General features: G+C 69.3%; 24 protein-coding genes. 14 read left to right on the top strand and 10 right to left on the bottom strand.

The annotated features are described in order from the left end of the window. Window positions 1-3 precede the first annotated feature (3 nt). Together crcB and QY917_RS03185 are read left to right on the top strand one after the other, a co-directional pair. Complete coding sequence (gene crcB / locus QY917_RS03190; RefSeq protein ID WP_011805686.1) at window positions 4-399, top strand: fluoride efflux transporter CrcB; 396 nt, start codon at window positions 4-6, stop codon at window positions 397-399. Between the two features lie 131 nt (window positions 400-530). After that, window positions 531-1,394 carry a TIGR00730 family Rossman fold protein gene (locus QY917_RS03185; protein WP_011805687.1) on the top strand — a complete coding sequence of 288 codons (864 nt, stop codon included), beginning with the start codon at window positions 531-533 and terminating at the stop codon, window positions 1,392-1,394. Between the two features lie 54 nt (window positions 1,395-1,448). Here QY917_RS03185 and QY917_RS03180 read toward each other — a convergent pair whose 3' ends face one another. The 6 genes from QY917_RS03180 to QY917_RS03155 all read right to left on the bottom strand — a co-directional run bounded on the left by QY917_RS03180 (window position 1,449) and on the right by QY917_RS03155 (window position 8,812). Further along, window positions 1,449-2,636, bottom strand: a complete 1,188-nt coding sequence (locus QY917_RS03180; protein WP_123676480.1) for an MFS transporter — start codon at window positions 2,634-2,636, stop codon at window positions 1,449-1,451. 1 nt (window position 2,637) lies between these two features. After that, the gene (rmuC, locus tag QY917_RS03175) at window positions 2,638-4,338 is read right to left on the bottom strand and encodes a DNA recombination protein RmuC (RefSeq protein ID WP_123676481.1); all 1,701 of its coding nucleotides are present in this window, start codon (window positions 4,336-4,338) and stop codon (window positions 2,638-2,640) included. 63 nt (window positions 4,339-4,401) lie between these two features. Beyond that, complete coding sequence (locus QY917_RS03170; RefSeq protein ID WP_123676482.1) at window positions 4,402-5,382, bottom strand: D-glycerate dehydrogenase; 981 nt, start codon at window positions 5,380-5,382, stop codon at window positions 4,402-4,404. Window positions 5,383-5,461: 79 nt separating this feature from the next. Further along, window positions 5,462-6,877: a sodium:proton antiporter gene (locus tag QY917_RS03165; RefSeq protein WP_123676483.1), complete on the bottom strand. Its 1,416-nt coding sequence runs from the start codon at window positions 6,875-6,877 to the stop codon at window positions 5,462-5,464. Window positions 6,878-6,941: 64 nt separating this feature from the next. Further along, window positions 6,942-8,138, bottom strand: coding sequence for a nicotinate phosphoribosyltransferase (gene pncB, locus QY917_RS03160; protein WP_011805692.1), 1,197 nt, complete (start codon window positions 8,136-8,138; stop codon window positions 6,942-6,944). 179 nt (window positions 8,139-8,317) lie between these two features. After that, window positions 8,318-8,812 carry a thioesterase family protein gene (locus tag QY917_RS03155; RefSeq protein WP_123676484.1) on the bottom strand — a complete coding sequence of 165 codons (495 nt, stop codon included), beginning with the start codon at window positions 8,810-8,812 and terminating at the stop codon, window positions 8,318-8,320. A gap of 265 nt (window positions 8,813-9,077) precedes the next feature. Between QY917_RS03155 and QY917_RS03150 the strand changes: the two genes are divergently transcribed. Continuing rightward, window positions 9,078-9,641 (top strand): phasin family protein, encoded by a 564-nt coding sequence (locus QY917_RS03150; RefSeq protein ID WP_123676485.1) that lies wholly within the window; start codon window positions 9,078-9,080, stop codon window positions 9,639-9,641. Between the two features lie 234 nt (window positions 9,642-9,875). Here QY917_RS03150 and QY917_RS03145 read toward each other — a convergent pair whose 3' ends face one another. Continuing rightward, complete coding sequence (locus QY917_RS03145; protein WP_088887038.1) at window positions 9,876-11,279, bottom strand: aspartate ammonia-lyase; 1,404 nt, start codon at window positions 11,277-11,279, stop codon at window positions 9,876-9,878. Window positions 11,280-11,686: 407 nt separating this feature from the next. Between QY917_RS03145 and QY917_RS03140 the strand changes: the two genes are divergently transcribed. The 3 genes from QY917_RS03140 (at window position 11,687) to QY917_RS03130 (ending at window position 14,268) form a co-directional block, all read left to right on the top strand. Continuing rightward, complete coding sequence (locus tag QY917_RS03140) at window positions 11,687-12,478, top strand: M23 family metallopeptidase (RefSeq protein ID WP_312035146.1); 792 nt, start codon at window positions 11,687-11,689, stop codon at window positions 12,476-12,478. Then, window positions 12,475-13,125 (top strand): pseudouridine synthase, encoded by a 651-nt coding sequence (locus QY917_RS03135; RefSeq protein ID WP_123676486.1) that lies wholly within the window; start codon window positions 12,475-12,477, stop codon window positions 13,123-13,125. Before QY917_RS03140 ends, QY917_RS03135 begins: the two co-directional genes overlap by 4 nt. A gap of 102 nt (window positions 13,126-13,227) precedes the next feature. Further along, a complete protein-coding gene (locus tag QY917_RS03130; RefSeq protein ID WP_123676487.1) occupies window positions 13,228-14,268 on the top strand; it encodes a tetratricopeptide repeat protein in 1,041 nt (346 codons plus the stop codon). 61 nt (window positions 14,269-14,329) lie between these two features. Here QY917_RS03130 and QY917_RS03125 read toward each other — a convergent pair whose 3' ends face one another. Both QY917_RS03125 and rarD read right to left on the bottom strand, forming a co-directional pair. Continuing rightward, complete coding sequence (locus QY917_RS03125) at window positions 14,330-15,004, bottom strand: hypothetical protein (protein WP_123676488.1); 675 nt, start codon at window positions 15,002-15,004, stop codon at window positions 14,330-14,332. A gap of 88 nt (window positions 15,005-15,092) precedes the next feature. After that, the gene (rarD, locus tag QY917_RS03120; protein WP_123676489.1) at window positions 15,093-15,995 is read right to left on the bottom strand and encodes an EamA family transporter RarD; all 903 of its coding nucleotides are present in this window, start codon (window positions 15,993-15,995) and stop codon (window positions 15,093-15,095) included. A gap of 471 nt (window positions 15,996-16,466) precedes the next feature. On the opposite strand from rarD, the gene QY917_RS03115 reads away from it, so the two are divergent. After that, window positions 16,467-16,898, top strand: a complete 432-nt coding sequence (locus QY917_RS03115) for a thermonuclease family protein (RefSeq protein ID WP_123676583.1) — start codon at window positions 16,467-16,469, stop codon at window positions 16,896-16,898. Window positions 16,899-16,957: 59 nt separating this feature from the next. Here QY917_RS03115 and QY917_RS03110 read toward each other — a convergent pair whose 3' ends face one another. Then, complete coding sequence (locus QY917_RS03110) at window positions 16,958-17,905, bottom strand: DHH family phosphoesterase (RefSeq protein ID WP_047351103.1); 948 nt, start codon at window positions 17,903-17,905, stop codon at window positions 16,958-16,960. 144 nt (window positions 17,906-18,049) lie between these two features. Here QY917_RS03110 and QY917_RS03105 point away from each other — a divergent pair, with 144 nt between their 5' ends. The 7 genes from QY917_RS03105 (at window position 18,050) to QY917_RS03075 (ending at window position 23,282) form a co-directional block, all read left to right on the top strand. Next, complete coding sequence (locus QY917_RS03105; RefSeq protein WP_231403416.1) at window positions 18,050-18,313, top strand: hypothetical protein; 264 nt, start codon at window positions 18,050-18,052, stop codon at window positions 18,311-18,313. A 111-nt stretch (window positions 18,314-18,424) separates the two neighbouring features. Further along, window positions 18,425-18,712: a hypothetical protein gene (locus tag QY917_RS03100; protein ID WP_011805703.1), complete on the top strand. Its 288-nt coding sequence runs from the start codon at window positions 18,425-18,427 to the stop codon at window positions 18,710-18,712. Between the two features lie 44 nt (window positions 18,713-18,756). Beyond that, window positions 18,757-19,515, top strand: coding sequence for a pseudouridine synthase (locus tag QY917_RS03095; RefSeq protein WP_302078559.1), 759 nt, complete (start codon window positions 18,757-18,759; stop codon window positions 19,513-19,515). Between the two features lie 224 nt (window positions 19,516-19,739). Further along, window positions 19,740-20,309, top strand: coding sequence for an MgtC/SapB family protein (locus QY917_RS03090; RefSeq protein WP_123676490.1), 570 nt, complete (start codon window positions 19,740-19,742; stop codon window positions 20,307-20,309). A 54-nt stretch (window positions 20,310-20,363) separates the two neighbouring features. After that, window positions 20,364-20,573: a hypothetical protein gene (locus QY917_RS03085; RefSeq protein ID WP_011805706.1), complete on the top strand. Its 210-nt coding sequence runs from the start codon at window positions 20,364-20,366 to the stop codon at window positions 20,571-20,573. Between the two features lie 158 nt (window positions 20,574-20,731). After that, window positions 20,732-22,723 carry a hypothetical protein gene (locus tag QY917_RS03080; protein ID WP_302078553.1) on the top strand — a complete coding sequence of 664 codons (1,992 nt, stop codon included), beginning with the start codon at window positions 20,732-20,734 and terminating at the stop codon, window positions 22,721-22,723. Between the two features lie 85 nt (window positions 22,724-22,808). Further along, window positions 22,809-23,282, top strand: coding sequence for an OsmC family protein (locus QY917_RS03075; protein WP_123676491.1), 474 nt, complete (start codon window positions 22,809-22,811; stop codon window positions 23,280-23,282). Window positions 23,283-23,319: the final 37 nt, after the last annotated feature.

Raw genomic sequence — 23,319 nt, 5'->3', positions numbered from 1 at the left:
CCGATGTTCCACGTTCTTGCCATCTGCGCCGGTGCCTGCGCCGGCGCGCTTGCGCGCTGGCGGCTGGGCCTGTGGCTCAACACGCAGGGCGCGCTGCTGCCCTGGGGCACGCTCGCGGCCAACCTCATCGGCGGCTACCTCATCGGCCTGTGCCTGGCGCTGTTCCAGGCACTGCCGCAGTTGGACCCGGTCTGGCGCGCGCTGCTCATCACGGGCTTTTTGGGGGCGCTGACCACCTTCTCCACCTTCTCGGCCGAAGTGGTCGGGCTGCTGCAGCAGCAGCGCCTGGCGCAGGCCCTGGGCCTGTGTGCGCTGCATGTGGCCGGCTCGCTGTGCATGACCTGGGCCGGGCTGCACAGCCTGCCCTGGCTGTGGGCGGGCGCGCGGCAAGGCGTTTGATCACTATTAATTTAATAGCTGTTAGCGCTTGATACATAAGCGCTACAGGCCATTTTCATTAAAATCCCCTCGCTACACTGCGCACCCCGGCGACTGCCCCACAGACAGCCGCCTCCACTGAAAAATCATCCATGCAAGCCAATACCGATCTTCAAGACAGCCGCCTGGCGCATGCCTGGGCCGAGCTGCACAACTACGCCGTTGCCGGCAATCCACTGCACGCCGACGCCTACCGCCTCGCCTTCGCCGACCCCGAGTTCATGCTGCGCCGCGAGACGCGCGGCATCCGTTTTCAACTGGAACTGCTGAAGCCCGACCTGGGCCAGACGGCGCAGGGCATCGAGCACACCGTCGTGGTGTACGGCAGCGCACGCTTCATCTCGCCCGAAGCGGCCGAGCAGCAACTGGCCGATGCACGCGCCAGCGGCGATACCGAGCGCATTGCGCGCGCCGAGCGTGCGGTGAAGAACGCCTATTACTACGACCAGGCCCGCCAGTTCGCGCGCCTGGTGGCCGAGTACAGCGAGAGCCGCCCGCCCGCCGAGCGCCTGTACATCTGCACCGGCGGCGGCCCGGGCATCATGGAGGCGGCCAACCGCGGCGCGCACGACGCAGGGGCGCTCAACGTGGGCCTCAACATCTCGTTGCCGCACGAGCAAAGCGGCAACCGCTTCATCTCGCCCTCGCTGTCGTTCAAGTTCCACTATTTCGCGCTGCGCAAAATGCATTTCATGATGCGCGCCAAGGCCCTGGTGCTGTTCCCTGGCGGCTTCGGCACGCTGGACGAACTGTTCGAGGTGCTCACGCTGGTGCAGACCGGCAAGGCCAAGCCCGTGCCCATCGTGCTGTTCGGCGTGGCCTTCTGGAAGAAGCTGATCAACTTCGAGGCGCTCGTGGAGCAAGGCACGATCTCGCCCGAGGACCTCCAGCTGTTCCACTACACCGACGACCCAGCCGAGGCCTGGAGCATCATCCGCACGTTCTACGAACTCTGACCGCGCACCAGCGGCGCGGCGCCCCGTGCGGACCGCCTTGACAGTCCAGGCCTGTCAGGGATGCGGCGGAGGGGCCGGCGCCTCGCCGCGCAACCGCCAGGCCACGCGCGCACCCAGCCCCACAGTGGCGCCCACGGCCCAGAACAGGCCACTCAGCCCTACCAGCGCGCTCGCGGTGCCAAACAGCAGCGGCATCACCACGCTGGAGCCGTTGATCGCCATCAGCCGCAGACCCAGCGCCTCGCCATGGCGGTGCGCGGGCGTGAGTTGGTGCAGCATGCTCATGATCATGGGCTGCACCGAGCCCAGCGCGAACCCCAGCAGCACCGAGCACGCTCCCAGCGTCACGGCCGTCGGCAGCAGCGGATAGACCGCGAACAGCAGTGCCGTCGCCACCATGGCGCCGGTGACCACGGTGGATTCGCGCAGCCGGTCGGCCACCAGCGGCATGAGCACGCGGATCACCGCGGCGGCAATCGCAAACGCGCCGAGGATGGAGCCGATCACCGAGGCCGACAGCCCCCGCTCATGCCCCAGCAGCGGCACCACGAAGGTGTGCACGTCCCAGCACGACGACAGCAGCCAGTTCACGATGAGCAGCCGCCGAAAGCCGGGCTCGGCCAGCAGGTCCCAGGCCCGCGCGCGCGTGCCGTCCTCCGCGGCCACCACTGGCGGCATCTCCTGCGTGCCGCGCACCCAGAACCAGGTGGCCAACGGCAATACCGCCATGAGCGCGAAGGCCGCGCGAAAGCCCGTGGTCGCGCCCGCCTGCGCACCCGCGTGATCGATCAGCAGCCCCGCGCAGAACGGGCCCAGGAAGTTGGACACCGCCGGCCCGATGGCCAGCCAGCTGAAGACCTGGCGCAGTTGCGTGCCGCCGTGCGCGGCGCGGCCCACGTGGCGTTGCAAGGCGATCGTGGCAGCCCCCGTGGCGCCACCGGTGAGCAGTGCCGCAGCGCACAGCACCGCAAACGTCGGCCACACCAGCGCCGCGCCGGCACCCAGGACGGCCGCGACGACCGCGTGGCGCACCGGGCGCTTGAGCCCATGGCGGTCGGCATAGCGCCCCGCGGGCAGCGCCAGGAACACCTGCGTGAGCGCGAACAGCGCCAGCAGCACGCCCACGGCCGCCGCGCTGTAACCCTCGCGCAGCGCCAGCAGCGGCGCGGCCATGCGCATGCCCGCCATGCTGGCGTGGATGCAGATCTGGCCGGCGATCAGCCGCGCGAGCGCCAGGTTCAAGTCACTCGCCTTCGTCTTCGATCAGCAGGTCCGGCAAGGGTGCACCCTCTGCATCGCCCTGCTCCGCCGCCGGCTCCGGCGCGGGCAGCTCCTGCACGCCGCGCAGCTTGCGCTGGATGGCACGTGTGCGCACATCCACCTGCTCGAACTTCTTGGCCGCCGCGTCGATGGACTTGCGCGTAGCCTCCACCACGTCGCCGAACTTGGCGAACTCAGTCTTCACCTGGCCCAGCACGCTCCACACCTCGGACGAGCGCTTCTCGATGGCCAGCGTCTTGAAGCCCATCTGCAAGCTGCTGAGCATGGCCGCCAGATTGGCAGGCCCGGTGATCATCACGCGGCAGTCGTTCTGCACCGCCTCGACCAGCCCGGGGCGGCGCATGACTTCGGCAAACAGCCCTTCGGTGGGCAGGTAGAGCACCGCGAAGTCGGTGGTGTACGGAGGCGCCACGTATTTGCTGAAGATCTTCTTGGCTTCCAGGCGGATGGAGGATTCGAAGGCGTTGCCCGCCGCTGCGATGGCCCCCTTGTCCGCCGTGTCCTGCGCGTCCAGCAGGCGCTGGTAGTGCTCCACGGGGTACTTGGAGTCGATGGGCAGCCACACGGGCTGCTCGTCGCTCTTGCCCGGCAGGCGGATGGCAAATTCCACGAGGTCGTCGCTGCCCGGCATGGTCTTGACGTTGCGGGCGAACTGCTCGGGCGTGAGCACGTTGTCGATGATCGCGCCCAGCTGCATTTCGCCCCAGGTGCCGCGCGTCTTCACGTTGGTCATCACGCGCTTCAGGTCTCCCACGCTGCCGGCCAGCGTCTGCATCTCGCCCAGGCCCTTGTGCACCTGCTCCAGCCGGTCGCTCACCAGCTTGAAGGACTCGCCCAGGCGCTGCTCCAGCGTGGCGTGCAGCTTTTCGTCCACGGTGCGGCGCATCTCCTCCAGCTTGGCGGCGTTATCGCCCTGGATGGCGGCCAGGCGCTCGTTGAGCGCGCCCCGCAGCGCCTCGGCATTGTTCTGGCTGCTGGCGACCAGGCCGGACAGTTGTTGCCCCATGGACTCCTGCAGGGCCGAGAACTGGCTGCGCAGCTGCTGCGTGGTGCCTTCCAGCTGGTCGCGCAGCGCGCCCGACATGGTGCCCAACTGGCCCTGGATGTCGCCCTTGAGCGAGTCCAGCGTGCCGCGCGTGGTGCCGCTCAGCGCCTCGAAGCGCTCCTGGATGCGCTGGCCGAAGAGCTGCGTGCTCTCGGCCATGGCGTCGCGCGACTTCAAGCTGTCGGCCGCCAGCGCCTGCGCCGTCTGGCTCAGCTCGGCACGAAAGGCGGCCAGCGCATCCGCCTGCTCCTTGCGGGCCACGGCGGCATCGGCGCGCGCCTGCGCCAGGTGCTGCTCCAGACGCGACTGCAGCGCGGCAAAGGACGCCTGCAGCTCGCCGCGGCTGGTGCGCGACTCCTGCGCCGCCAGCGCCAGCCGCTCGTCCAGCAGGGCCTGCGTGGTCTGGGTGAACCCGCGCAGTTGCTGGGCCATGGCATCCAGCGCTCCGTCATTCTTGGCCACGGCCAGCTGCGTGGCCTGCACCGCAGATTCCAGCGACTGCAGGCGCGCCAGCCATTCGGGCGGCAGGTCCACGCGCGGGCGGCGCAGTAGCAGCACCGCCAGCAACACCACGGTGAGCACCAGCAACGCCAGTGCGGCGGTCATTTCGAATGTCATTCTTGAACTATCAAAACAATAGCTGTTAGCGCTTGTCCATCAAGCGCCAGAGGCCAATTTCATTCACACCTTGGCGGGCGTGTTCACGGGAGTGAGGGCACCGCGCCCGTCGAAGAACGCCACCAGGTTGTCCGCCGCCAGTTGCGCCATGGCGAGCCGCGTGGGCACGGTGGCGCTGGCGATGTGCGGGGTGAGCACCACGTTGGGCACCTCCAGCAACGCGGGGTGCACCGCGGGCTCGCCTTCGAACACGTCCAGCCCCGCGGCAGCGATGCGGCGCTCCTTGAGCGCCTGGGCCAGCGCCGCGTCATCCACGATGCCGCCGCGCGCGATGTTGATCAGCGTGGCCATGGGCTTCATGCGCGCGATCTCGGCCGCGCCGATGGCATGGTGCGACTCGGGCGTGTAGGGCAGCACCAGCACGAGGTGGTCGGCCTGGGCCAGCAGCTCGTCCTTGCCCACGTAACGCGCCTTGCATTCGGCCTCCAGCGCGGGCGACAGGCGCGAGCGGTTGTGGTAGATCACGTTCATGCCAAAGCCATGCGCCCCACGCTTGGCAATGCCCTGCCCGATGCGGCCCATGCCCAGGATGCCCAGCGTGCTGCCATGCACCTCGCAGCCGGCGAACATGTCGTAGCTCCAGCGCGTCCACTGGCCGGCGCGCAGGTAATGCTCGCTCTCCGTGATGCGCCGCGCCGTGGCCATGAGCAGCGCAAAGCCGAAATCGGCCGTGGTCTCGGTCAACACGTCGGGCGTGTTGGTGCCCTGCACGCCGGCGGAGGTCATCGCGGGGATGTCGAAGTTGTTGTAGCCCACCGTCATGTTGGCCGCGATGCGCAGCTGCGGGCAGGCGGCCAGCAGCTCGGCGTTCACGGGCTGGGTGCCGGTGAGCAACGCGCCGTCCTTGCCCTGCAGCCGCTCGATGAGCTCGGCCTGCGTCCACAGGTTGTCGTCCTGGTTGGCATACACCTCGAAATGCTGCGTCAGGCGCTCAATGACCTCGGGGAAGATCTTGCGCGCGACGAGGATGTGGGGCTTGGACATGGGAAGTGCTCCTTTCGGTCAGGTGTCGGCAGCCTGAACGCGGGGCCGTGCCGAGGCACCCCGCGGTTCAGGCCCGGGCTCATTGCAACCAGATGAAGGTCATCACGACGAACAGCGGCACCAGGATGCCGCACGACCACAGCATGTAGCCGAAGAAGCTGGGCATCTTCACGCCGCGGTCCTCCGCAATCGCCTTGACCATGAGGTTGGGCGCGTTGCCGATGTAGGTGTTGGCGCCCATGAACACGGCCCCCGCCGAGATGGCGGCCAGCGTGGCGGCATGCGTGGTCATCAGCGTGGCCGCATCGCCGCCGGCCGTGTTGAAGAACACCAGGTAGGTGGGCGCGTTGTCCAGGAACGAGCTGAGCAGGCCGGTGGCCCAGAAATACATCGCCGGATCGGGCGAGCCGTCGGGCCGCGTGACGGCGGAGACGATGGCGCCGAAAGGCCCGTTCACGCCGGCCTTGAGCATGGCAATGACGGGAATGATGGTCAGGAAGATGCCCGCGAACAGCTTGGCCACCTCTTGCATCGGGCCCCAGCCGAACTGGTTGTCCGCATGCACTTGCCGCGGCGTCAGCGCCAGCGACGCCACGGTCACCGCGATCAGCCCCGCATCGCGCACCAGGCCGGGCAGGCCCAGCGGCGTGCCGGCTATCACCCATTCCACGGGCGACTTCCAAATGCCGCTGAGCAGCACCAGCCCCACCACGGCCAGCAGCAGCACGAAATTGATCTTGCCGTCAAAACCCAGCGCGGCCGGTGCCGAATCGGGGGTGGGATCGGTGCGGCTGACTTCACCCGCCTGGCGGTAGTACCAGCTGTCCATTACATAGAACAGCACCAGCAGCACGCCAATCAGGAACAGCGTTTCCGGAAACACGTGCCGCGCCGTCCAGAAGAAATCCACGCCCTTGAGGAAGCCCAGGAACAGCGGCGGATCGCCCAGCGGCGTGAGCGAGCCGCCGGCGTTGGAGACGATGAAGACGAAGAACACCACCACGTGCGCCACATGCTTGCGGTTGTCGTTGGCGCGGATCAGCGGACGGATCAGCAGCATGGACGCGCCCGTGGTGCCCATGAAGCTGGCCAGCACCGCGCCCACGGCGAGGAAGCCGGCATTCAGGGCCGGGCTGCCGTGCAGGTTGCCACGGATATAGATCCCCCCGGCCACGGTGAACAGCGCCGTGAGAAGGATCACGAAGGGCAGGTATTCCGCGACCAGCGCATGCGCGAAGCCCGCCGCCGCCACGCCGGGGCCAAAGACCACGGCAAACGGCACCAGAAACGCCAGCGCCCACGCGGCGGTGACCTTGCCGAAGTGGTGGTGCCAGAACAGCGGCGCCAGCAACGGCAGCAGCGCAATGCTCAACAGCACGCCGGCAAACGGGACACCCCACAGCACCGACAGCTGGCTGCCGTCGATCTCCGCCGCCCCCGCCAGCGCGGGTGCCAGGCACAGCAGCCCAAGGGCCAGGGTGCGGATGGGGTTCATGGACAGGTCTCCTCGGGTCGTTCTTGGGAAAGTTGAAATGCCGCCGGCGGCGCCAGGCGCGCGCTCACTGCGGCGAGGGAATCTCGAACACCTGGCGCAGGTAAGCCAGGTATTTCTCGTCGTTGCACATGTTCTTGCCGGGTGCGTCCGACAGCTTGGCCACGGGCTGGCCGTTGCAGCGCGTCATCTTGATCACGATCTGCAATGGCTCGTAGCCCAGATCGTTGGTCAGGTTGGTGCCGATGCCGAACGCCAACTGGCAGCGGCCGTTGAAGCGCTGGTACAGCTCGATGATGCGCGGCACGGTCAGCGCGTCGCTGAAGATCAGCGTCTTGGTCAATGGGTCCACGCGGTTGTCGCGGTAGTGCTGCAGCAGCCGCTCGCCCCATGCGAAGGGATCGCCGCTGTCGTGGCGCGCGCCATCGAAAAGCTTGCAGAAGTACAGGTCGAAGTCGCGCAGGAAGGCGCTCATGCCGTACACGTCGGACAGCGCGATCCCCAGGTCGCCGCGGTATTCCTTGGCCCACATCTCGAAGCCGAACACCTGGCTGTCGCGCAGCCGCGGGCCGAGGGACTGGCAGGCCTGCAGGTATTCGTGCGCCATGGTGCCCAGCGGCGTCACGCCCAGCTTCATTGCGTACAACACGTTGCTCGTGCCCGCAAACTGCCCCGGCGCGCCGCGCCGGTCGTCAGAGCCCAGGCGCACGCACAGCACGCGCAGCACCTCCTCGTGCCAGGCGCGTGAAAAGCGCCGGCGCGTGCCGTAGTCGGCAATCTTGAGGCTGTCCAGTCCCGGCTGCTGCAGCTGGCCGATCTTGGCTTCGAGCCGGCGGCGCCCCTCGGGAAAGTCGGGCACCTTCTGCGTGTTGCGGAAGTACACCTCGTTCACGATCGCCAGCACCGGGATCTCGAACAGGATGGTGTGCAGCCAGGGCCCGGTGATGGTGATGTCGATCTCGCCCGAGGGCAGCGCGCTCACGCGGATGTACTTCTCGTTGAGGCGAAACAGCCCCAGGAAGTCGACGAAATCGCTCTTGATGAAGCGCAGCGAGCGCAGGTAGGCCAGCTCCGCGTCCTGGAACTGCAGGCTGCACAACGCGCGGATCTCGTCGCGGATCTCGCTGACGAAGGGCGCCAGCTCCACACCCGGGTTGCGGCACTTGAAGCGGTACTCCACCTGCGCGCCCGGAAACTGGTGCAGCACCACCTGCATCATGGTGAACTTGTACAGGTCGGTGTCGAGCAGGCTGGTGATGATCATGGATGCGCGCGGGGCAGACTGTCCCGCTACTGGACATGGCGATGGGGATCCGCCGCGCCGCCACACACGCGTGGCCGGGCCGGCGAGGCCCTGATTCTGGCATCAACCCACCCGGGCCGCCGCGAACCGGCGCGCAGCCCCGGCAGCCCTCAGGGAAAGCCGGCGCGCCGCGCCCGCGATCAACGCGCCACGCACAAGGGCTGCAGTGCCTGGCGCAGCCGATCGGGCAGCGCACGCGGACGGCGGTCGTCCCGTCCCACGTACACATGCACGAAGTGGCCGCAAGCCGCACTCATGGCCTCGCCCTGGGCGAACAGGCCGACCTCGTAGCGCACGCTCGTGTCACCCAGCCGCGCCACACGGATGCCGGCGTCGATGGTTTGCGGGAACGCCAGCGACGCGAAATAGTTGCACTGCGTCTCGATGACCAGCCCGATGGTGTCGCCGTGATGGATGTCCAGCGCGCCCTGCTCGATCAGGTAGGCGTTCACCGCGGTGTCGAACCAGCTGTAGTACACGACGTTGTTCACATGGCCATAGACGTCGTTGTCCATCCAGCGTGTACCGATGGAGCGAAACACCGCGTAGGCCTCGCGCGGCTGCGGCTGCGGCCGGGGCTGCGGGGCCGTGCCCGCAGCGGCTGCCGCACCTGAGGGAGAGAGGGACGTGTTCATGAGGCGCTGATTCTGCCAGCGGCCAGCGGCGGCCTCCCCTTGTCCCCTGTCTTCGTAATAGGCAGCGCGCAGTCCACCGCCGGTCCAGATGTAACCAACAGAACTTTGGGAGTTGCCCCTAAAAATGCTGCATTGCAACAAAAACGCTTGCGCCTAACGACAGGATCCCTAAAATTCGGTTCATGCTGCACTGCAACATGACGCACAGGTCAGTCAGGGCAGATGTCTCAACCCGCCCATCCCGGGCATTCAATGGAGATATGACATGTCGCTGACCCCTGAGCAAATCCTCGCTTCCCACAAGGCCAACCTGGAGACCCTGTTCGGCCTGACGAACAAGGCCTTTGAAGGCGTGGAGAAGCTCGTCGAGTTGAACGTGACCGCCTCGCGCGCTGCCCTGGCCGAAGCCGCCAGCCACACCCAGGCCGTGCTGTCCGCCAAGGACGCACAAGAGCTGCTCGCACTGCAAGCCAGCCTGTTCCAGCCCCTGGCGGAAAAGGCCGTGGCTTACAGCCGCCATCTGTACGACATCGCTTCCGGCACGGGCGCCGAGTTCGGCAAGACCTTCGAAGCCCAGGCCGTAGAAGTGCAGCGCAACTTCACCAACCTGGTGGACAGCGCCGCCAAGAACGCCCCCGCTGGTTCCGAGACCACCGTCGCCGTCTTCAAGAGCGCTGTGTCTGCCGCCAACAACGCCTTCGAGTCGGTGCAAAAGGCCGTGAAGCAGGCCAGCGATGTGGCCGAAGCCAACTTCAACGCCGTGGCCAGCTCTGCCGCCACCGCTGCCAAGACGGCGACCGCCGCAACCGCGGCTCCCCGCAAGCGTTGAGTGAATCGCTGCCACGTCGCTGGCAAATTTCAGGGTTTACCCCTATAATTCACCCACTGGCCCGGCGATGGGAATGAACGTCGCAGGGCCCTCCAGTTGTCTCCTTGGATCCTCTCGAAACTCTGGTTTCTTGGATCCCTTCAAGCCCAGTCCCTGACTGGGCTTTTTTTTGGGCGGATGGCCGCCGCGGCCTACCGGCGCCTTCGGCGGCAGCCGAGGCCCCGGCAGCGCCCGTCAATCAGCGGCCTGGATGGCGCCCGCCTGCGTGAGGCGCTCGGCCACCAGCAGCTTGTGCATCTCGGCCTGGGTCATGATGCCCAGGTCCTCGGCCACCACGGCAATCGGCTTGCCCGTGGCAATGGCCGACTTGGCGATGGCGGCCGCCTTCTCGTAGCCGATCAGCGGGTTGAGCGCGGTCACCAGCGTCACCGACGCGGCGATGCGTTCCGTCAGCAGCCCCTGGTTGGCCACGATGCCCTCCACGCAGTTCACCTGCAGGGTGTGGCAGGCCCTGGCCAGGTGGTGCAGGCTCTTGTGCAGCGCCCAGCCCATCAGCGGCTCGAAGGCGTTGAGCTGCAGTTGGCCCGCTTCGGCGGCCATGGTGATGGCGGCGTCGTTGCCGATCACTTCGAAGCACACCTGGTTCATCACCTCGGGGATCACGGGGTTGACCTTGCCGGGCATGATGGACGAGCCCGCCTGGCGCGCGGGCAGCTGGATATCGCCCACGCCGGCTTGCGGGCCCGAGGACAGCAGGCGCAGGTCGTTGCTGATCTTGGAGAGCTTGGCGGCGATGCGCTTGAGCACGCCCGAGATGTCAACGAAGGCCCCCGTGTCCGACGTGGCGGCGATCAGGTTGGCCGCGGCCTTGACCGGCACGCCCGACAGCCGCGCCAGCTCAGGGATGACCACGTCCACGTAGCCGACGGGCGCGTTGATGCCGGTGCCGATGGCGGTGCCGCCCATGTTCACCTCGGTCATCAGGTAGGCGGACTCGCGCAGGCGGCGCTCATCGTCGGCAATCATGGCGGCGAAGGCGGCAAACTCCTGGCCCAGCGTCATGGGCACGGCATCTTGCAACTGGGTGCGGCCGATCTTCAGGATGCCCTTGAATTCCTCGGCCTTGGCCTCGAACGCGCCGCGCAGGGCCGACAGGGCCTTGAGCAGCGTCTCGATACCGAAATAGGTGGCGATCTTCAGCGCCGTGGGGTAGGCATCGTTGGTGCTTTGCGATGCGTTGACGTGATCGTTCGGGTGGATCGTGTCATAGCGGCCCTTGGGCAATCCCAGGTGCTCCAGGGCACGGTTGGCGATCACCTCATTGGCGTTCATGTTCGTGGAGGTGCCGGCACCGCCCTGGATCACGTCCACGACGAACTGGTCGTGCAACTGTCCGGCGATCAGGTCGTCGCAGGCTTGGGCAATGGCGTGGGCTTGGGTTGCGTTGATCGCGCCGAGCTGCAGATTGGCGTGGGCGGCGGCCTTCTTGACGAAGGCAAAGGCCCGGATCAACTCGGGCATGTGGGCCACGGTGTGGCCGGTGATGGGAAAGTTTTCTACGGCACGAGCGGTGTGGACGCCCCAATACGCGTCCGGGGGAATGGTCTTGATACCGATGAAGTCATGTTCTTGACGCATGGTCGATCTGCTTTCTAGCGAAATGGAGTAAATAAAAGGGGAACAAAGCCAGGCCCCAAGTGAAAACACCGCCTGAGGTGCAGGCGGTGCTTGGTGGGTGCAGCCGTGGAGCGCCCTGGAGCCGGGCGCGCACCTTGTGGGCGCAAGTGCCGGGCCAGACGTGGCAATGCCCCGGGCACCATGGCGCCCAGGGCATTGGGTGCGGATTATGGACCACTACCACGCGCGCGCATGAGAACCTTAGCTTTGCGCATAACCATGCCCACGCGGCGGGCAGGCGGCGGCCAGGAGCGCTCTACACTGCGGCCGTGCCATTTCCTTGCGACCCCACTTTTCCGCCCCTTTCCCCCTCAGGCGCACGGCGCCGCACGCTGCTGCAGGCGCTGGGCCTCGCCCTGGCGCCCGGCATGCCCGCGCTGGTCCGGGCGGGCACCGCCCAGCAATGGCCGCAGGCCCTGGCCGTGCCCGGGGGCGTGGCCCGGCTGTCGCTGGGCCCCGCGGCCGAGCGGCCGGTGGTGCACGCGGGCGACGTCCCGGTGCTGGTGCTGGGCGATGCGATCGAGTGGACGGCCATCGTCGGCATCCCGCTGGCCGCGCCTACGGGCGAGGCCGAGGTGACGGTACAGGCCACGCCGACCGCACCGGCGCGGCGCGTGGCTTACCGCGTGGCAGCCAAGCAGTACCGCGAGCAGCGCCTGACCGTGGCACCGCGCACGGTGGACCTGGCACCCGAAGACCTGGCCCGCCACGAGCGTGAGCGCGCGCACCAGCAGCACGTCATGGCTACCTTTTCAACGCCCTTGCCAGAGGAGCTGCAGATGCGCCAGCCCGTGCCGGGACGGCGCTCCAGCAGCTTCGGTCTGCGGCGCGTGTTCAACGGCCAGGCGCGCAATCCGCACAGCGGCATGGACATTGCCGCCGCCACGGGCACCCCTGTCGCCGCGCCGCTGGCGGGCCGGGTGATCGATGTGGGCGACTATTTCTTCAACGGCGGCACCGTGTGGCTGGACCATGGCGGCGGCCTGCTCAGCATGTACTGCCACCTCAGCCGCATGGACTGCCAGGTGGGTGACGTACTGCGCACGGGCGATGCGTTCTGCAGGGTAGGGGCCACCGGCCGCGTGACCGGCCCGCACCTGCACTGGGGCGTGATGCTCAACCGCACCATGGTAGACCCGGCCCTGTTCCTGCCCGCATGAGCACGCCCCCTGCCCCACGCCCGCGCCTGGCGCTGCGCCGCCCCGCGGCCGCGCCAGCACCCGTCCCCCAGCGCGCGGCGCGGCTGCTGCGCTTCAACAAGCCCTATGGCGTGCTGAGCCAATTCACGCCCGAGGGGCGCTGGCGCGGGCTCCAGGACTTCATCGACGTGCCCGGCGTCTATGTGGCGGGGCGGCTCGATGCCGACAGCGAGGGACTGCTGCTGCTCACCGACGACGGGGCGCTGCAGGCACGCATCAGCGATCCGCGCCACAAGATGGAGAAGACCTACTGGGTGCAGGTGGAGGGCATTCCTGACGAGGCCGCGCTGCAGGCCCTGCGCCAGGGCGTGCAGCTCGGCGACGGCCCCACCCTGCCCGCACGCGTGCGCCGGCTGGAGCCGCCGCCCGCCCTCTGGGAGCGCGATCCGCCCATCCGCGTGCGCCAGAACATTCCCGACTGCTGGATCGAACTCATCATCCGCGAAGGCCGCAACCGCCAGGTGCGCCGCATGACCGCCGCCGTGGGCCACCCCACGCTGCGGTTGGTGCGCGCGGCCATCGGCCCCTACGCCCTGGACGGGCTGGAGCCGGGCTGCTGGCAGCCCGCCAGCCCGCCCTCGCCAGTGCCGCACCACCGCAAAAAGTAGAGCTGCTGGCGCTTTCCTGCATTGGCTTTGCGCCGGATTTTTCACTTACGCTCAGCACCCTCCACCCAGCAGCGACAATCGCGGCGGGAGGAACTGAACACCATGACCACAAACCCTGGCGACGGCCTGTCCCTCGCCCCGCTCGACCCCGCGCCCACGCAACCCGCGCCTGCTGCGGCCTCATCGCACGTCGCACGCACCTGCCCACGCTGCCACTACACGCGCCAGGCCAGCGACACCGCCCCCGCCTGGCAATGCCCGCGCTGCGCGGTGGTCTACGACAAGGCCACGCCGCGCCCACGCGCACGCGCGGGCCACGATGAAGAGGACGATACCCAGCCCGTCCCGCTGGACCCGCGCCGCGCCCGGGCCAGCGCGGGTCTGCCCTGGGCCTGGATCGCCCTGGGCAGCGCCGTGCTGGCCGGGGCCGCGCTGCTGGGCTGGAAGTGGAACGGCGAGCGCCAGCGCAGCGCCCAGCAGGAGCAACGCGCCGCCAGCGACAGCCGCGCCGCCGATGTCAGCCAGGCCCGCGCCGTGCAGGACGGGCGGGCGCGCATCGATGCACTGGAGCACCAGTGGCGCATGGGCGAAGGCGCCCAGGCGCTGCCTGCCGTGCGCGCGCTGGCCGACGAGGGCGAGCCGCGGGCCATGGTGCTGCTGGGCTCCATGCTGCTGGGTGGCAGCAGCTACCGCAACGCCATCGGCCAGCCGCTGGACCCGGCCGAGGCGCTGCAATGGCTGGAGCGCGCCGCCCGCGCGGGCGATGCCACCGCCGCCGTGCGCCTGGGGGGTCTGTATGAGCGCGGTGAACATGTGCCGCGCCAGCCCTCACTGGCCGAGAACTGGTACCTGCGTGCCGCGCGCCAGGGCGACGGCGCGGGCCTGTACAGCCTGGGCATGCTCTACGCGCGGGGCGCCGATCCCGTAAGCCAACGCCCCGTCCCCGCGTGGATGCTGCTCACGCTGGCCGAACGCGCCTCGCGCGGCGCACCGGTGCGCGACGCGCTGCTGACCGAGCAGCACTACCCGTCCAGCGCCCGTGCAGGCCTGGTCCGCCTCAAGGACAAGCTGCACCCCAGCGACATTGCCGAGGCCGAGCGCCTGGCCGACGCCTGGAAGCCCGGCCAGCCGCTGGGCTTCTAGCGCGGCACGCGCCCGCCAGCGCCACGGGCGGCCTGCACGGTGTGCAGTGCGCCGCGCGGCGCTAGCGCTTGCGCCACCAGACGACCAGGGCGAGGAACACCACACCCGTGAGCAGCGGCACGGCGGACATGAGTAGCTCGACAAACGAGCTGCGCCGCATGCCGGACCACACCTCCACGCGCACGCCGTCCAGCCGCAGGTTGCTCGCGCCTGCGAACTCCAGCGCCGGCGCCACCTTGCGGTCCTCCTTGAAGCTCACCGGCCCGGCCGTGCCCGCCAGCTGCAGCACCTGGCCCGCGCGCGTGCCCGTCCCGAACGAAGCGCCCTGCACCATCGACAGGCGCGTGCCGTTGTCCGTGTCCCAGCCGGCCATCCAGCGCGTGAGGCCCTCGCCGTCGGACTGGGCCACGCCGGCCACGTGCACCACCAGCGTGTAGGGGTTGCCGCTGGCGGGCAGGTCCAGCGCGCGCGGCGCCTTCCAGGCCACCGTTTCGGAGAAAAAGCCCGCGGGCTTGCTGCCGGCCGTCTTGTCCTGGTGGCGCGCCAGTCGCGCCAGGTCTTCGGGCGTCAATTCGAACGACTCCACCAGGCGCTTGCCCCAGGCGGTGGACGCGTCGCGCGCGCCCGCGGGCGTGGCGGGCAGTGCCAGCAGGCCAGCGGTGGCCAGGGCGAAGCACACGCCCGCCGCAGAAAAGACGCGCAAACGCTGGCGCGGACAGGACACGGTGGCGTGCATGTGGGGGCTCCCTCGGGTGGCTGTGCGGTGCTGCGAATGGCACCGTTTGCATCGATTTTAATAGCTGCCAGCGCTTGATGGACGGGCGCTAGAGCGGTTTTTTGTCTTGAACCTGCACGGCTGGACGGCGCAGGCGCAGTGCGCCGTCCAGCACCAGCAGAGCCACGGCGGCGAAAATGGGGCCGTAGGTGGGCCACTGCGCCGCGCCGATGCTCTCGCCCAGCGCCAGCGCCACCAGCGCCAGCAGTACCGGCTCCACATAGCTCAAGAGACCAAACAACCCCAGCGGCAGCAGGCGGCTGGCGGCCATGTACAGCGCCAGCGCCACGGCGCTGAGCACGCCCAGGACGGGCACCATCGCCCACAGGTGCGCATGCTCCAGCACCAGCGGCAGGGACGACGGCACGCGCACCACGAACCACAGCGCCGCGGGCACCAGCAGCAGCATGTCCAGCCAATGGCCGCCCAGGTGGTCGGTGCCCAGGCGCCGGCGCATCACGAAATACGCGGTGTAGCCCAGTGCGACCAGCCAGGTCTCCCACGACATGCCGCCGGCGCGCAACACCTCGTGCAGCACTCCCGCGCCCGCCAGTGCCGTGGCCAGCCACTGCAGGTGCGACAGCCGCTCGCGGTACAGCACCCGCCCGGCCAGCACCATCACCAACGGCAGCAGGAAGTAGCCCAGCGACACCGGCAGCGCCCGCCCGTGCAGCGGCGCCCATAAAAACAGCCACAGCTGCACGCCCAGCATGGCGGCGCTGGCCAGCAGCCCCAGCGCCAGCAGCGGCTGCCGCCACGCGCGCGCAGCCAGCAGGCGCACACCCGGCCACTGCCCGCGCGCCAGCAGCAGCGCCGTGGTGAACGGCAGCGTGCACAGCACGCGCCAGCCGAAGATCTGCTCGCCATCCAGCGGCGCCAGCGCCGGTGCCAGGTAATACATGGCGCCGAACAGAACGGACGCGACGATGGACGCAACAAGACCTTGGATCACAACGGCAGCAGGTGGACAAGAAACGATGCGGGAAACCCGGCGACAACACGGCGTCGCCGCCGCGGGCAAGACACGACAGGCACGCATCCGGACGAGGACAGCAGGCAGGCGCCCGAACGAGGAAAGGGCAGGCCTTTGCCCGCGTGCGACCCGCGATTGTCGGCCATTGGCGCGCGCCCCGCCGCCGCACCACTTATGCCCACCGCCTGTGGGCGGCCCTGTGGACAACCGCCGGGACAACCCCGCGCAGGCCGCGCCGGCATTGGGCTGCAGCGCATCGCCCATTTTTTAGGCAATCGGCATGGGCAAGGCCGCGATGCCGCGCGGACCTGCAAGCGCGCATCCGACACGGTTATAGTGCGCGCCTTTGCGGCGTCACCGTGCGACAGCGGCGCGGCAGCAGTGGCCGCATGCCGACGCGCCACCGCCACCGCGCCGCGCTTTTATCCGCTCTTCACCACTGCCCCACCCGTGTCCGCTGCCGCCCTCCTCTGCCTTGTGATTGCCATCAGCGATGGCGACACGCTCACCGTGCGTTGCGGCACGCCGGGGGCCTGGCGCCCGCAGCGCGTGCGCGTGGTGGCGATCGACGCGCCCGAGAGCCGCCAGGCCTTCGGCCAGCGCGCGCGCCAGAACCTGGCGCGCCTGTGCTTTCGCCAGCAGGCCGCCCTGCGCACGCTGGGCCGCGACGACTACGGCCGCACGCTGGCGCATGTACGCTGCCAGGGGCAGGACGTGGGCACGGCCCAGGTGCGCGCCGGCCTGGCCTGGGTTTATGCATCGCAGGCCAAGCGCTACCCCCACCTGGTGGCGCTGCAGCGCCAGGCACGCGCCAGCCAGACTGGGCTGTGGTCGCAGCCACGCCCGCAGGCCCCCTGGGACTACCGGCGCCGGCACCGGTAGGCGACTATCATTTCAATAGCTGTTCGCGCTTTTCCATCAAGCGCTACGGGCCATTTTGGCTAGGAACTCGCACCCGTTTCGTCGGCCTGAAACACGCCGGACAGCAACTGCGCCAGCCGCTCGCCAGGCAGGCGAAAGCCGCAGGCCTGGGCATGGCCGCCGCCGCCCATGCTCACGGCCAGGGGCGAGCAGTCGTAGCCGCGCTGCGAGCGCAGGCCCACCTTGACCTGCCCGTCCTTGCCCACCACCCACATCAGCGCGAAGGTGCCGCTCTGGCGCGACAGCAACTCGCCCACCAGGCTGTGGAAGGCGCCGGGCGCATTCACCATCAGCCCGGCCTCGCCGTTGAACACCAGCGGCTGCGCACCGCCCGCCACGTCCTGCGCCAAATGGCGGAACTTCTCGTCCATGGCCTGCCCGCGCGCGACGAAGGCCGCCGTCTCGGCGGGCGTGAAGTCGGCGATCTGCTGCCAACGGGCGAAGTCGAACGGCTCCATGTCCAGCGCCGCCACGTAGCCCGCGGTGTCGGGGTACTGCCAGGCCCACAGGTCGCGGTCTTCCACGTGGCGCACCAAGGCGGGCAGTGGTGCGTCACGGTGGAAAAACTCCCACGCCAGGCGCGCGCCAGACTTGCCCATGTCGAAGTGCAGGCCCCCGCAGCGGCAGGCAAAGCCCTCCAACTGCTCGGCCGCGCTCTTGTGGTGGTCCAGCAGTACCAGCCGGGCGGCACGCGCGTCGATGGCGGCGAGCAGGTCGGGCGCAAACGCAAAGTCCAGCACGTACACGGCCCGCCCCTGCAGCGGCGGCAGGTCGTCCACGGTGGCCACCTGCCCGTGGGTCAGCCCCAGGCATTCGACCTGACCGCCATAAAAGCGCCAGGCGGCCAGCGCGGCGGCAAAACCGTCGGCGCAGCGGCCGTGGTACAGCACCAGCGGGTGCGGGTCGTCCCGCTGCGGCGCGGCCAGCAGCGACAGGGGCAGGAAGGTGGAGCGCGAAGACACAGTCATGGCGGGATTGTCGGTCAGCGCACGGCACCGAACTGCCTACTTGAGAACGGGGCCTTTGTTGTACCGGCCTCGCCCCAGGGGCCACAATAACCCCGTCCGCCGCACCGTTTGCGCGGCGCAGCACCGGGAGCCAGTCACATGCCCATGGAACTTCTCCGTCAACTTGCGCAGCGGGACCAGTTTCCCGCCCCCGTCGTCGGTGAGGCAGAGGTGGACAAGCTGCGTGTCCTGCGCGCCGCGGGCATGGTGCAGGCTGAACTGCCCGGCGAAGGCGAATCCGTACGCTCCGCACGCGTCATCACCATCACCGGGCTGGGCCGGGCCACCCTGCGCGCCCAGGCGGCCCGCGAATTCATCGCCCGGCGCGACCGACTCCCCGGCACGCCCCTCTCCACCGCCAAGGCGTAGCGCGCTCGCGTCGCCTGCGGGAGCTCCTGGCCGCTGCAGCCCCCGCCACTGTTATCATGGCTGTACAAACATCCAGTTAACACCCTATCACCACGCAACGGCCACATCACCATGGGACTTGACCAGATCGCCATCGCCCTGCTGGGTGCCACCGCCGCCTGGCTGTCGCAGGCGCGCAGAACGGCGCTGCGCCGCTGGGCCTGCATCTTCGGGCTGCTGGGGCAGCCGTTCTGGTTCTACGCCTCGTGGAAGGCCGAGCAGTGGGGCATCTTTGCCGTGTCCATCATCTACATGGGCGCGTGGCTGCGCGGCCTGTGGGTGTACTGGCTCACCTCGCAGCAGGACCCGCCCCATTCGGGCCTGAGCACCATCCAGCTCACCCCGGGGCGCAACCCCTGACGCCCGCGCACCCTCCGCTGCGCCTGCTGTGGCAGGACGCGCACATGGTGGCCGTTTTCAAGCCGGCGGGCTGGCTGGTGCACCGCACAGGTCTGGACGCAGGCGAAACGCGCTTCGTGATGCAGGCGCTGCGCGACCAGATCGGCCAGCACGTCTACCCCGTGCACCGGCTGGACAAGGGCACCTGCGGCGTGCTCGTCATGGCCCTGCTCCCCGCCGCCGCGCGGGCCCTGGCCGACGCCTTCGCCCGGCATGCCGTGCGCAAGCAGTACTTGGCGCTGGTACGCGGCTGGGCACCGGCGCAGGCCGAAGTGGACCACCCGCTGCGCCCCGACGACGCGCCGCCCGACGCCCCCACCCAGCCTGCCCACACGCGCCTCATGCGCCTGGCGCGGCTGGAGCTGCCCGAGTCCAGCGACCCCCGCTTTGCCACGACGCGCGCATCGCTGGTGCTGGCCGAGCCGACCACGGGGCGCCGCCACCAGATCCGCCGCCACCTCAAGCATCTGGCCCACCCCATCCTGGGTGACGCCACCCACGGCAAGGGGCCGCTCAACCGTTGGTGGGAACAGCGCCTCGGCCTGCACCGCCTGTGGCTGCATGCGTGGCAGCTCAGCCTGCCCCACCCCGCAGACGGCCGCCTGGTCACGCTGCACAGTGGATTGCAGTGGCCCGCTGCCAGAACATCCACCACCGCCACCGCACCCCCGCAGCCAAACGCGGACGCAGCGCCCGATTGGCAGCAACACATCTGGACCCTGCCCTGGCAGCAGGACATCGAAGACGCGCTACCAAAAGAGTAGCTTTTCGCGCTTACCTAGCAAGCGCTACCGGCCAATTTTTATCTAACGCCCTGCTGCTTTTCGGAGCATCCCGCCACCCGGCCGTGTCCTACCCACAGGAGCGGCGGCCGCCGCTGCCCACCCCTGTCTGCGCGCTTCACACTGGCGGCCATGCACCGTGCAGCGCCCCACGCTTTCCTCCCCGCTTTGCCCCTTTCTCGCCTGGTCTTCAGGCGTGGCACGCCATGACCGGCTGGTGGGCTGACGCCCTGGCCGTGGCCGCCCACGAGTTCTCGGACATTGGCGACCCCCAGCAAACCACGCGGGTGGTCTTGCGCATGGGTGTAGCCGCGCTGCTGGGCGGCCTGCTGGGGTGGGAGCGCGAGCAGGCCGGCAAGGCCGCAGGCATGCGCACCCACATGCTGGTGGCCATGGGCGCCGCGTTGTTCGTGCTCGTCGCGCAGCAGGCGGGCATTGCCCCGGCGGACAACAGCCGTGTGCTGCAAGGGGTGATCGCCGGTATCGGCTTCCTGGGCGCGGGCACCATCCTGAAGGGCGACGCGGAAAGTCAGGTCAAGGGCCTGACCACCGCGGCCGGCATCTGGCTCACGGCCGCCATCGGCGTGGCCGCGGGCCTGGGGCGTGAGAGCACGGCCATCCTGGCCACGCTGCTGGCAGTGGTGGTGCTGTGGGTGATTCCGCTGGTACAGCGCGCCGCCCCGACGGACCCAGGCCAGCCTCCGGCTCGACGCAAACGCCTGCGGCGCAAAACGCGCGCTGGTCTGACAACCGACACCCCGCAGGATGGCCTGTAATGCGGTAGGGGGCACCCGTCCCCCTTTTGACCGCAACGACCCAGGAGCACGCACATGCCCCAGCAAGCCACCATCCAAGGCCACGTCACCTACCGGGAAGGAGACGGCATGCCCATTGCCATTCCGGAAGGACCGGTGGAACTCACCTTTGCCACCGACAGCGTCACGCTGAGCTGGCGCGACGACAACAACACCGCAGGCCTCACCGCCCTGCCGCGTGACCAGTACGAGCTGTATGTCGCCGACGGCAAGATCGTGCTGTAGTCCCTCCCGCGTGCGGGCCCCGGTCGGCAAGGCCCCGCGCTGCCCGCCACAGTGGCAGAACCCAGGCCCAGCCATGGCCCGTGGGGGCCCACGGGCCGCACATTGATGGCGCAACGGTGTCGGCGCTACCATGCGCCACACAACCGTGCGCCTTTGCCATGTCCAGCCCCTCTTCATTCGTGCCTCCGCCTGCCAGCGCGGTCAAGCCGGCTTTGTCCGAAGAGCCCGGGCTGCCGGTGGACGACGGACTGTGCGCAGGCGATGCAATGGACGCCGCGCAACTGCGGCGGCTGCTCCAGGCCGCCCTGCCCGACAAGAGCCAGCACAAGGCAGCCGGCTGGTTCGGGCAGATGGACTTTCTGCTCACGCGCAGCCACGTGGATGAAGACCAGGACGCCTACCACGACGCCCTGTTCATCACTCTCTGGAAGCGCTGGGACTTCTGGCTCGCCCTGCCCCCGGCCGAGAGCGCACCTACCCACGCGCTGGCGCAGGCCTGGGCGCGGTTGCGCTCTGGCGTCCCGCCTCCACCCCCCGGCGCGGACGGCCTGGTGCGCCAATACCGCGCCTACGACAGCGCCGGCCAGCCCGGCGCATGGCAGCCGCTCCCCGCACAGGCAGGGGCGGGCGACGCGGCAGCCGGCGCGCTGGCCGCCTGCGGAGAGGGCTGGCGCGAGGTGCTGGCCTACTGGCGCCTGGCCGAGGGCCAGCGCCGCGCCGGCCGGCCGCTGCGCGAGCGGCTGCATGCCACGCTCACCCCCGCACGCATCGAGGCGCTGACGCTGCTGCCCGTATTCACCACCCGCTACAACACATGGAGCGACCCCGAGCGCAACGGCTGGTGGGAGGGCGACGTGTGGATCGGCGCGCGCCAGCCCGGCCAGCAGGGGGGCCATTCATGGGGCCGGGCGCTCAAGTTCAGCTGGCGCAACGGCAGCGAGCGCGCTGGCGACCCCGAGGACGACGCACATGCCTGCTACCAGATCGACCTGACGCCCAGCGATGCCCTGCCGGAGGGCACGGCCCACCCGAACGGCCTGCGCATCAGCTACAGCCAGCGCCAGAGCGATCCGCGCACGCCGCTGCCCAACCACGCCGTGCAGCACATGCAGCACCTGCTGGAGCTGTTCACCACGCTGGAGCAGCGCCTGCACGCCGCCCATGCACAAGAGCAACAGGCACTGCACTCCAGCGGCTTGTCCGGCGATGCCCCGCCCCTGCCCCGCCTGCCGCCCTTCGCGCCGCACGAGGCCGACGCCGAGGTGTTCGGGCCCGTCCTCATGGCGCTGTCGCACGACTGGCAGGCCCACGGCCGGGCCCACGCCGCCCGCGTGCGGGAGCACTGGCTGAAGCAGGCCGACGCCGCTGAGGCCGCGGCGGCCCTGGAGCACGGCACAGAACCCGCGGCGTCATCCGCTGCGGCGGCGGCCGCTGCGGCGACGGCCGCTGCGGTAGGCGATGCCGTACCCGCCCATGGTGTGGCGCTCGGCGCCGCGGCAGCCGGCACGGCCCCGGTGACCGTACCGCCCGCCCCTGTGCATTTCATGCCTGTGCAGCCCACCGACCCGCGCGGCCCCCAGGCTGGCGCTGTGCTGCAACTGGCACGCGCTGTACACGCGCTGGCCGACGGCGACCTGTCCGCACGCTTTCACCGGCGCTTTGCCTTCGCGCCCCATGTCTATGCCCACCACGCCGCACGCACCGGCCACGCCGTGGACGCCCTGCAGTGGCTGGAAGATGGCCGTCTGCTGGCCCGCACGGAGCCCGTGCATCCCACGCAAGCACCCGCGTGGTGGCGGGTCAGCGCCGATGCGTGGGCGCTGAGCCCCACGGTCGCTCCGCCAAACCTGCCTGCATCGTGCCCCGCCGCCACCGCCCATGGCCTGCGTGTGGAGGGCGACGCACAGGGCGATCTGCACGGCCTGGCCGAGGACGGCACGGCCCTCTGGCGCCACCACATCGGCGGCGCCATCCTGGCGATCGCTGCAGCGCCCGACGGCCACACCCTGGCCGTGGGCAGCGCCAGCGGTTACCTGGTACTGCTGCGCAAGGGCAGCGGCACCGACCCGGCCCTGCTCAGCACGTCGCGCTATGCGGAGCTGCGGCGCTTCATCTTCTGGGCGGATGCATCCAACCCGCTGGCCTGGTAGGGGCAGCGCGTGCATTGCTTCAATATCCATAGCTGCTCGCGCTTGACAGGTGGGCGCTAGAGGCATTTTTCATTCAAACACCACCATGGCCACTTACCACGCCGAAATCACCTGGACGCGCGACGCCACGCCGCAGGACTTCCTCAAGAACCGCTACAGCCGCCGCCACCTGCTGCGCTTTGACGGTGGCGCGCAGTTGGCCGGCTCCTCGTCGCCCCACGTCGTGCCGCTGCCCTGGTCCGACGCGGCCGCCGTGGACCCGGAGGAAGCCTTCGTCGCCGCACTGTCGAGCTGCCACATGCTGTGGTTCCTCTCCATCGCCGCGCGGCAGGGTTTTTGCGTGGACGACTACCGCGATGCAGCCGAGGGCGTGATGGCCCGCAACGCCCAGGGCCGCATGGCCATGACCGTGGTCACGCTGCGCCCGGCGGTGCGCTTTGGCGGCGACCCGCAGCCCACGCACGAACAGCTGCACGCCCTGCACCATGAGGCGCATGAACAGTGCTTCATCGCCAACTCGGTCACCACCGAGGTGCGCTGCGAGCCGCTGCTGGCCTAGGGCCTGTGAACTGCGCAGATCCTGCGAGCGGACCTGG

The sequence above is a fragment of the Diaphorobacter sp. C33 genome, assembly GCF_030503915.1.
In the GTDB taxonomy this organism is placed as follows: domain Bacteria; phylum Pseudomonadota; class Gammaproteobacteria; order Burkholderiales; family Burkholderiaceae_C; genus Diaphorobacter; species Diaphorobacter nitroreducens.
This window is presented reverse-complemented; position numbering and strand designations above follow the sequence as displayed.

Bases quoted from the DNA above. Each gene is read 5' to 3' on its own strand.
- crcB (WP_011805686.1), top strand. From the start codon at position 4: ATGTTCCACGTTCTTGCCATCTGCGCCGGTGCCTGCGCCGGCGCGCTT.
- QY917_RS03185 (WP_011805687.1), top strand. From the start codon at position 531: ATGCAAGCCAATACCGATCTTCAAGACAGCCGCCTGGCGCATGCCTGG.
- rmuC (WP_123676481.1), bottom strand. From the start codon at position 4,338: ATGACATTCGAAATGACCGCCGCACTGGCGTTGCTGGTGCTCACCGTG.
- QY917_RS03170 (WP_123676482.1), bottom strand. From the start codon at position 5,382: ATGTCCAAGCCCCACATCCTCGTCGCGCGCAAGATCTTCCCCGAGGTC.
- QY917_RS03165 (WP_123676483.1), bottom strand. From the start codon at position 6,877: ATGAACCCCATCCGCACCCTGGCCCTTGGGCTGCTGTGCCTGGCACCC.
- pncB (WP_011805692.1), bottom strand. From the start codon at position 8,138: ATGATCATCACCAGCCTGCTCGACACCGACCTGTACAAGTTCACCATG.
- QY917_RS03155 (WP_123676484.1), bottom strand. From the start codon at position 8,812: ATGAACACGTCCCTCTCTCCCTCAGGTGCGGCAGCCGCTGCGGGCACG.
- QY917_RS03150 (WP_123676485.1), top strand. From the start codon at position 9,078: ATGTCGCTGACCCCTGAGCAAATCCTCGCTTCCCACAAGGCCAACCTG.
- QY917_RS03145 (WP_088887038.1), bottom strand. From the start codon at position 11,279: ATGCGTCAAGAACATGACTTCATCGGTATCAAGACCATTCCCCCGGAC.
- QY917_RS03140 (WP_312035146.1), top strand. From the start codon at position 11,687: ATGCCCGCGCTGGTCCGGGCGGGCACCGCCCAGCAATGGCCGCAGGCC.
- QY917_RS03135 (WP_123676486.1), top strand. From the start codon at position 12,475: ATGAGCACGCCCCCTGCCCCACGCCCGCGCCTGGCGCTGCGCCGCCCC.
- QY917_RS03130 (WP_123676487.1), top strand. From the start codon at position 13,228: ATGACCACAAACCCTGGCGACGGCCTGTCCCTCGCCCCGCTCGACCCC.
- QY917_RS03125 (WP_123676488.1), bottom strand. From the start codon at position 15,004: ATGCACGCCACCGTGTCCTGTCCGCGCCAGCGTTTGCGCGTCTTTTCT.
- QY917_RS03110 (WP_047351103.1), bottom strand. From the start codon at position 17,905: ATGACTGTGTCTTCGCGCTCCACCTTCCTGCCCCTGTCGCTGCTGGCC.
- QY917_RS03105 (WP_231403416.1), top strand. From the start codon at position 18,050: ATGGAACTTCTCCGTCAACTTGCGCAGCGGGACCAGTTTCCCGCCCCC.
- QY917_RS03100 (WP_011805703.1), top strand. From the start codon at position 18,425: ATGGGACTTGACCAGATCGCCATCGCCCTGCTGGGTGCCACCGCCGCC.
- QY917_RS03095 (WP_302078559.1), top strand. From the start codon at position 18,757: ATGGTGGCCGTTTTCAAGCCGGCGGGCTGGCTGGTGCACCGCACAGGT.
- QY917_RS03090 (WP_123676490.1), top strand. From the start codon at position 19,740: ATGACCGGCTGGTGGGCTGACGCCCTGGCCGTGGCCGCCCACGAGTTC.
- QY917_RS03085 (WP_011805706.1), top strand. From the start codon at position 20,364: ATGCCCCAGCAAGCCACCATCCAAGGCCACGTCACCTACCGGGAAGGA.
- QY917_RS03080 (WP_302078553.1), top strand. From the start codon at position 20,732: ATGTCCAGCCCCTCTTCATTCGTGCCTCCGCCTGCCAGCGCGGTCAAG.
- QY917_RS03075 (WP_123676491.1), top strand. From the start codon at position 22,809: ATGGCCACTTACCACGCCGAAATCACCTGGACGCGCGACGCCACGCCG.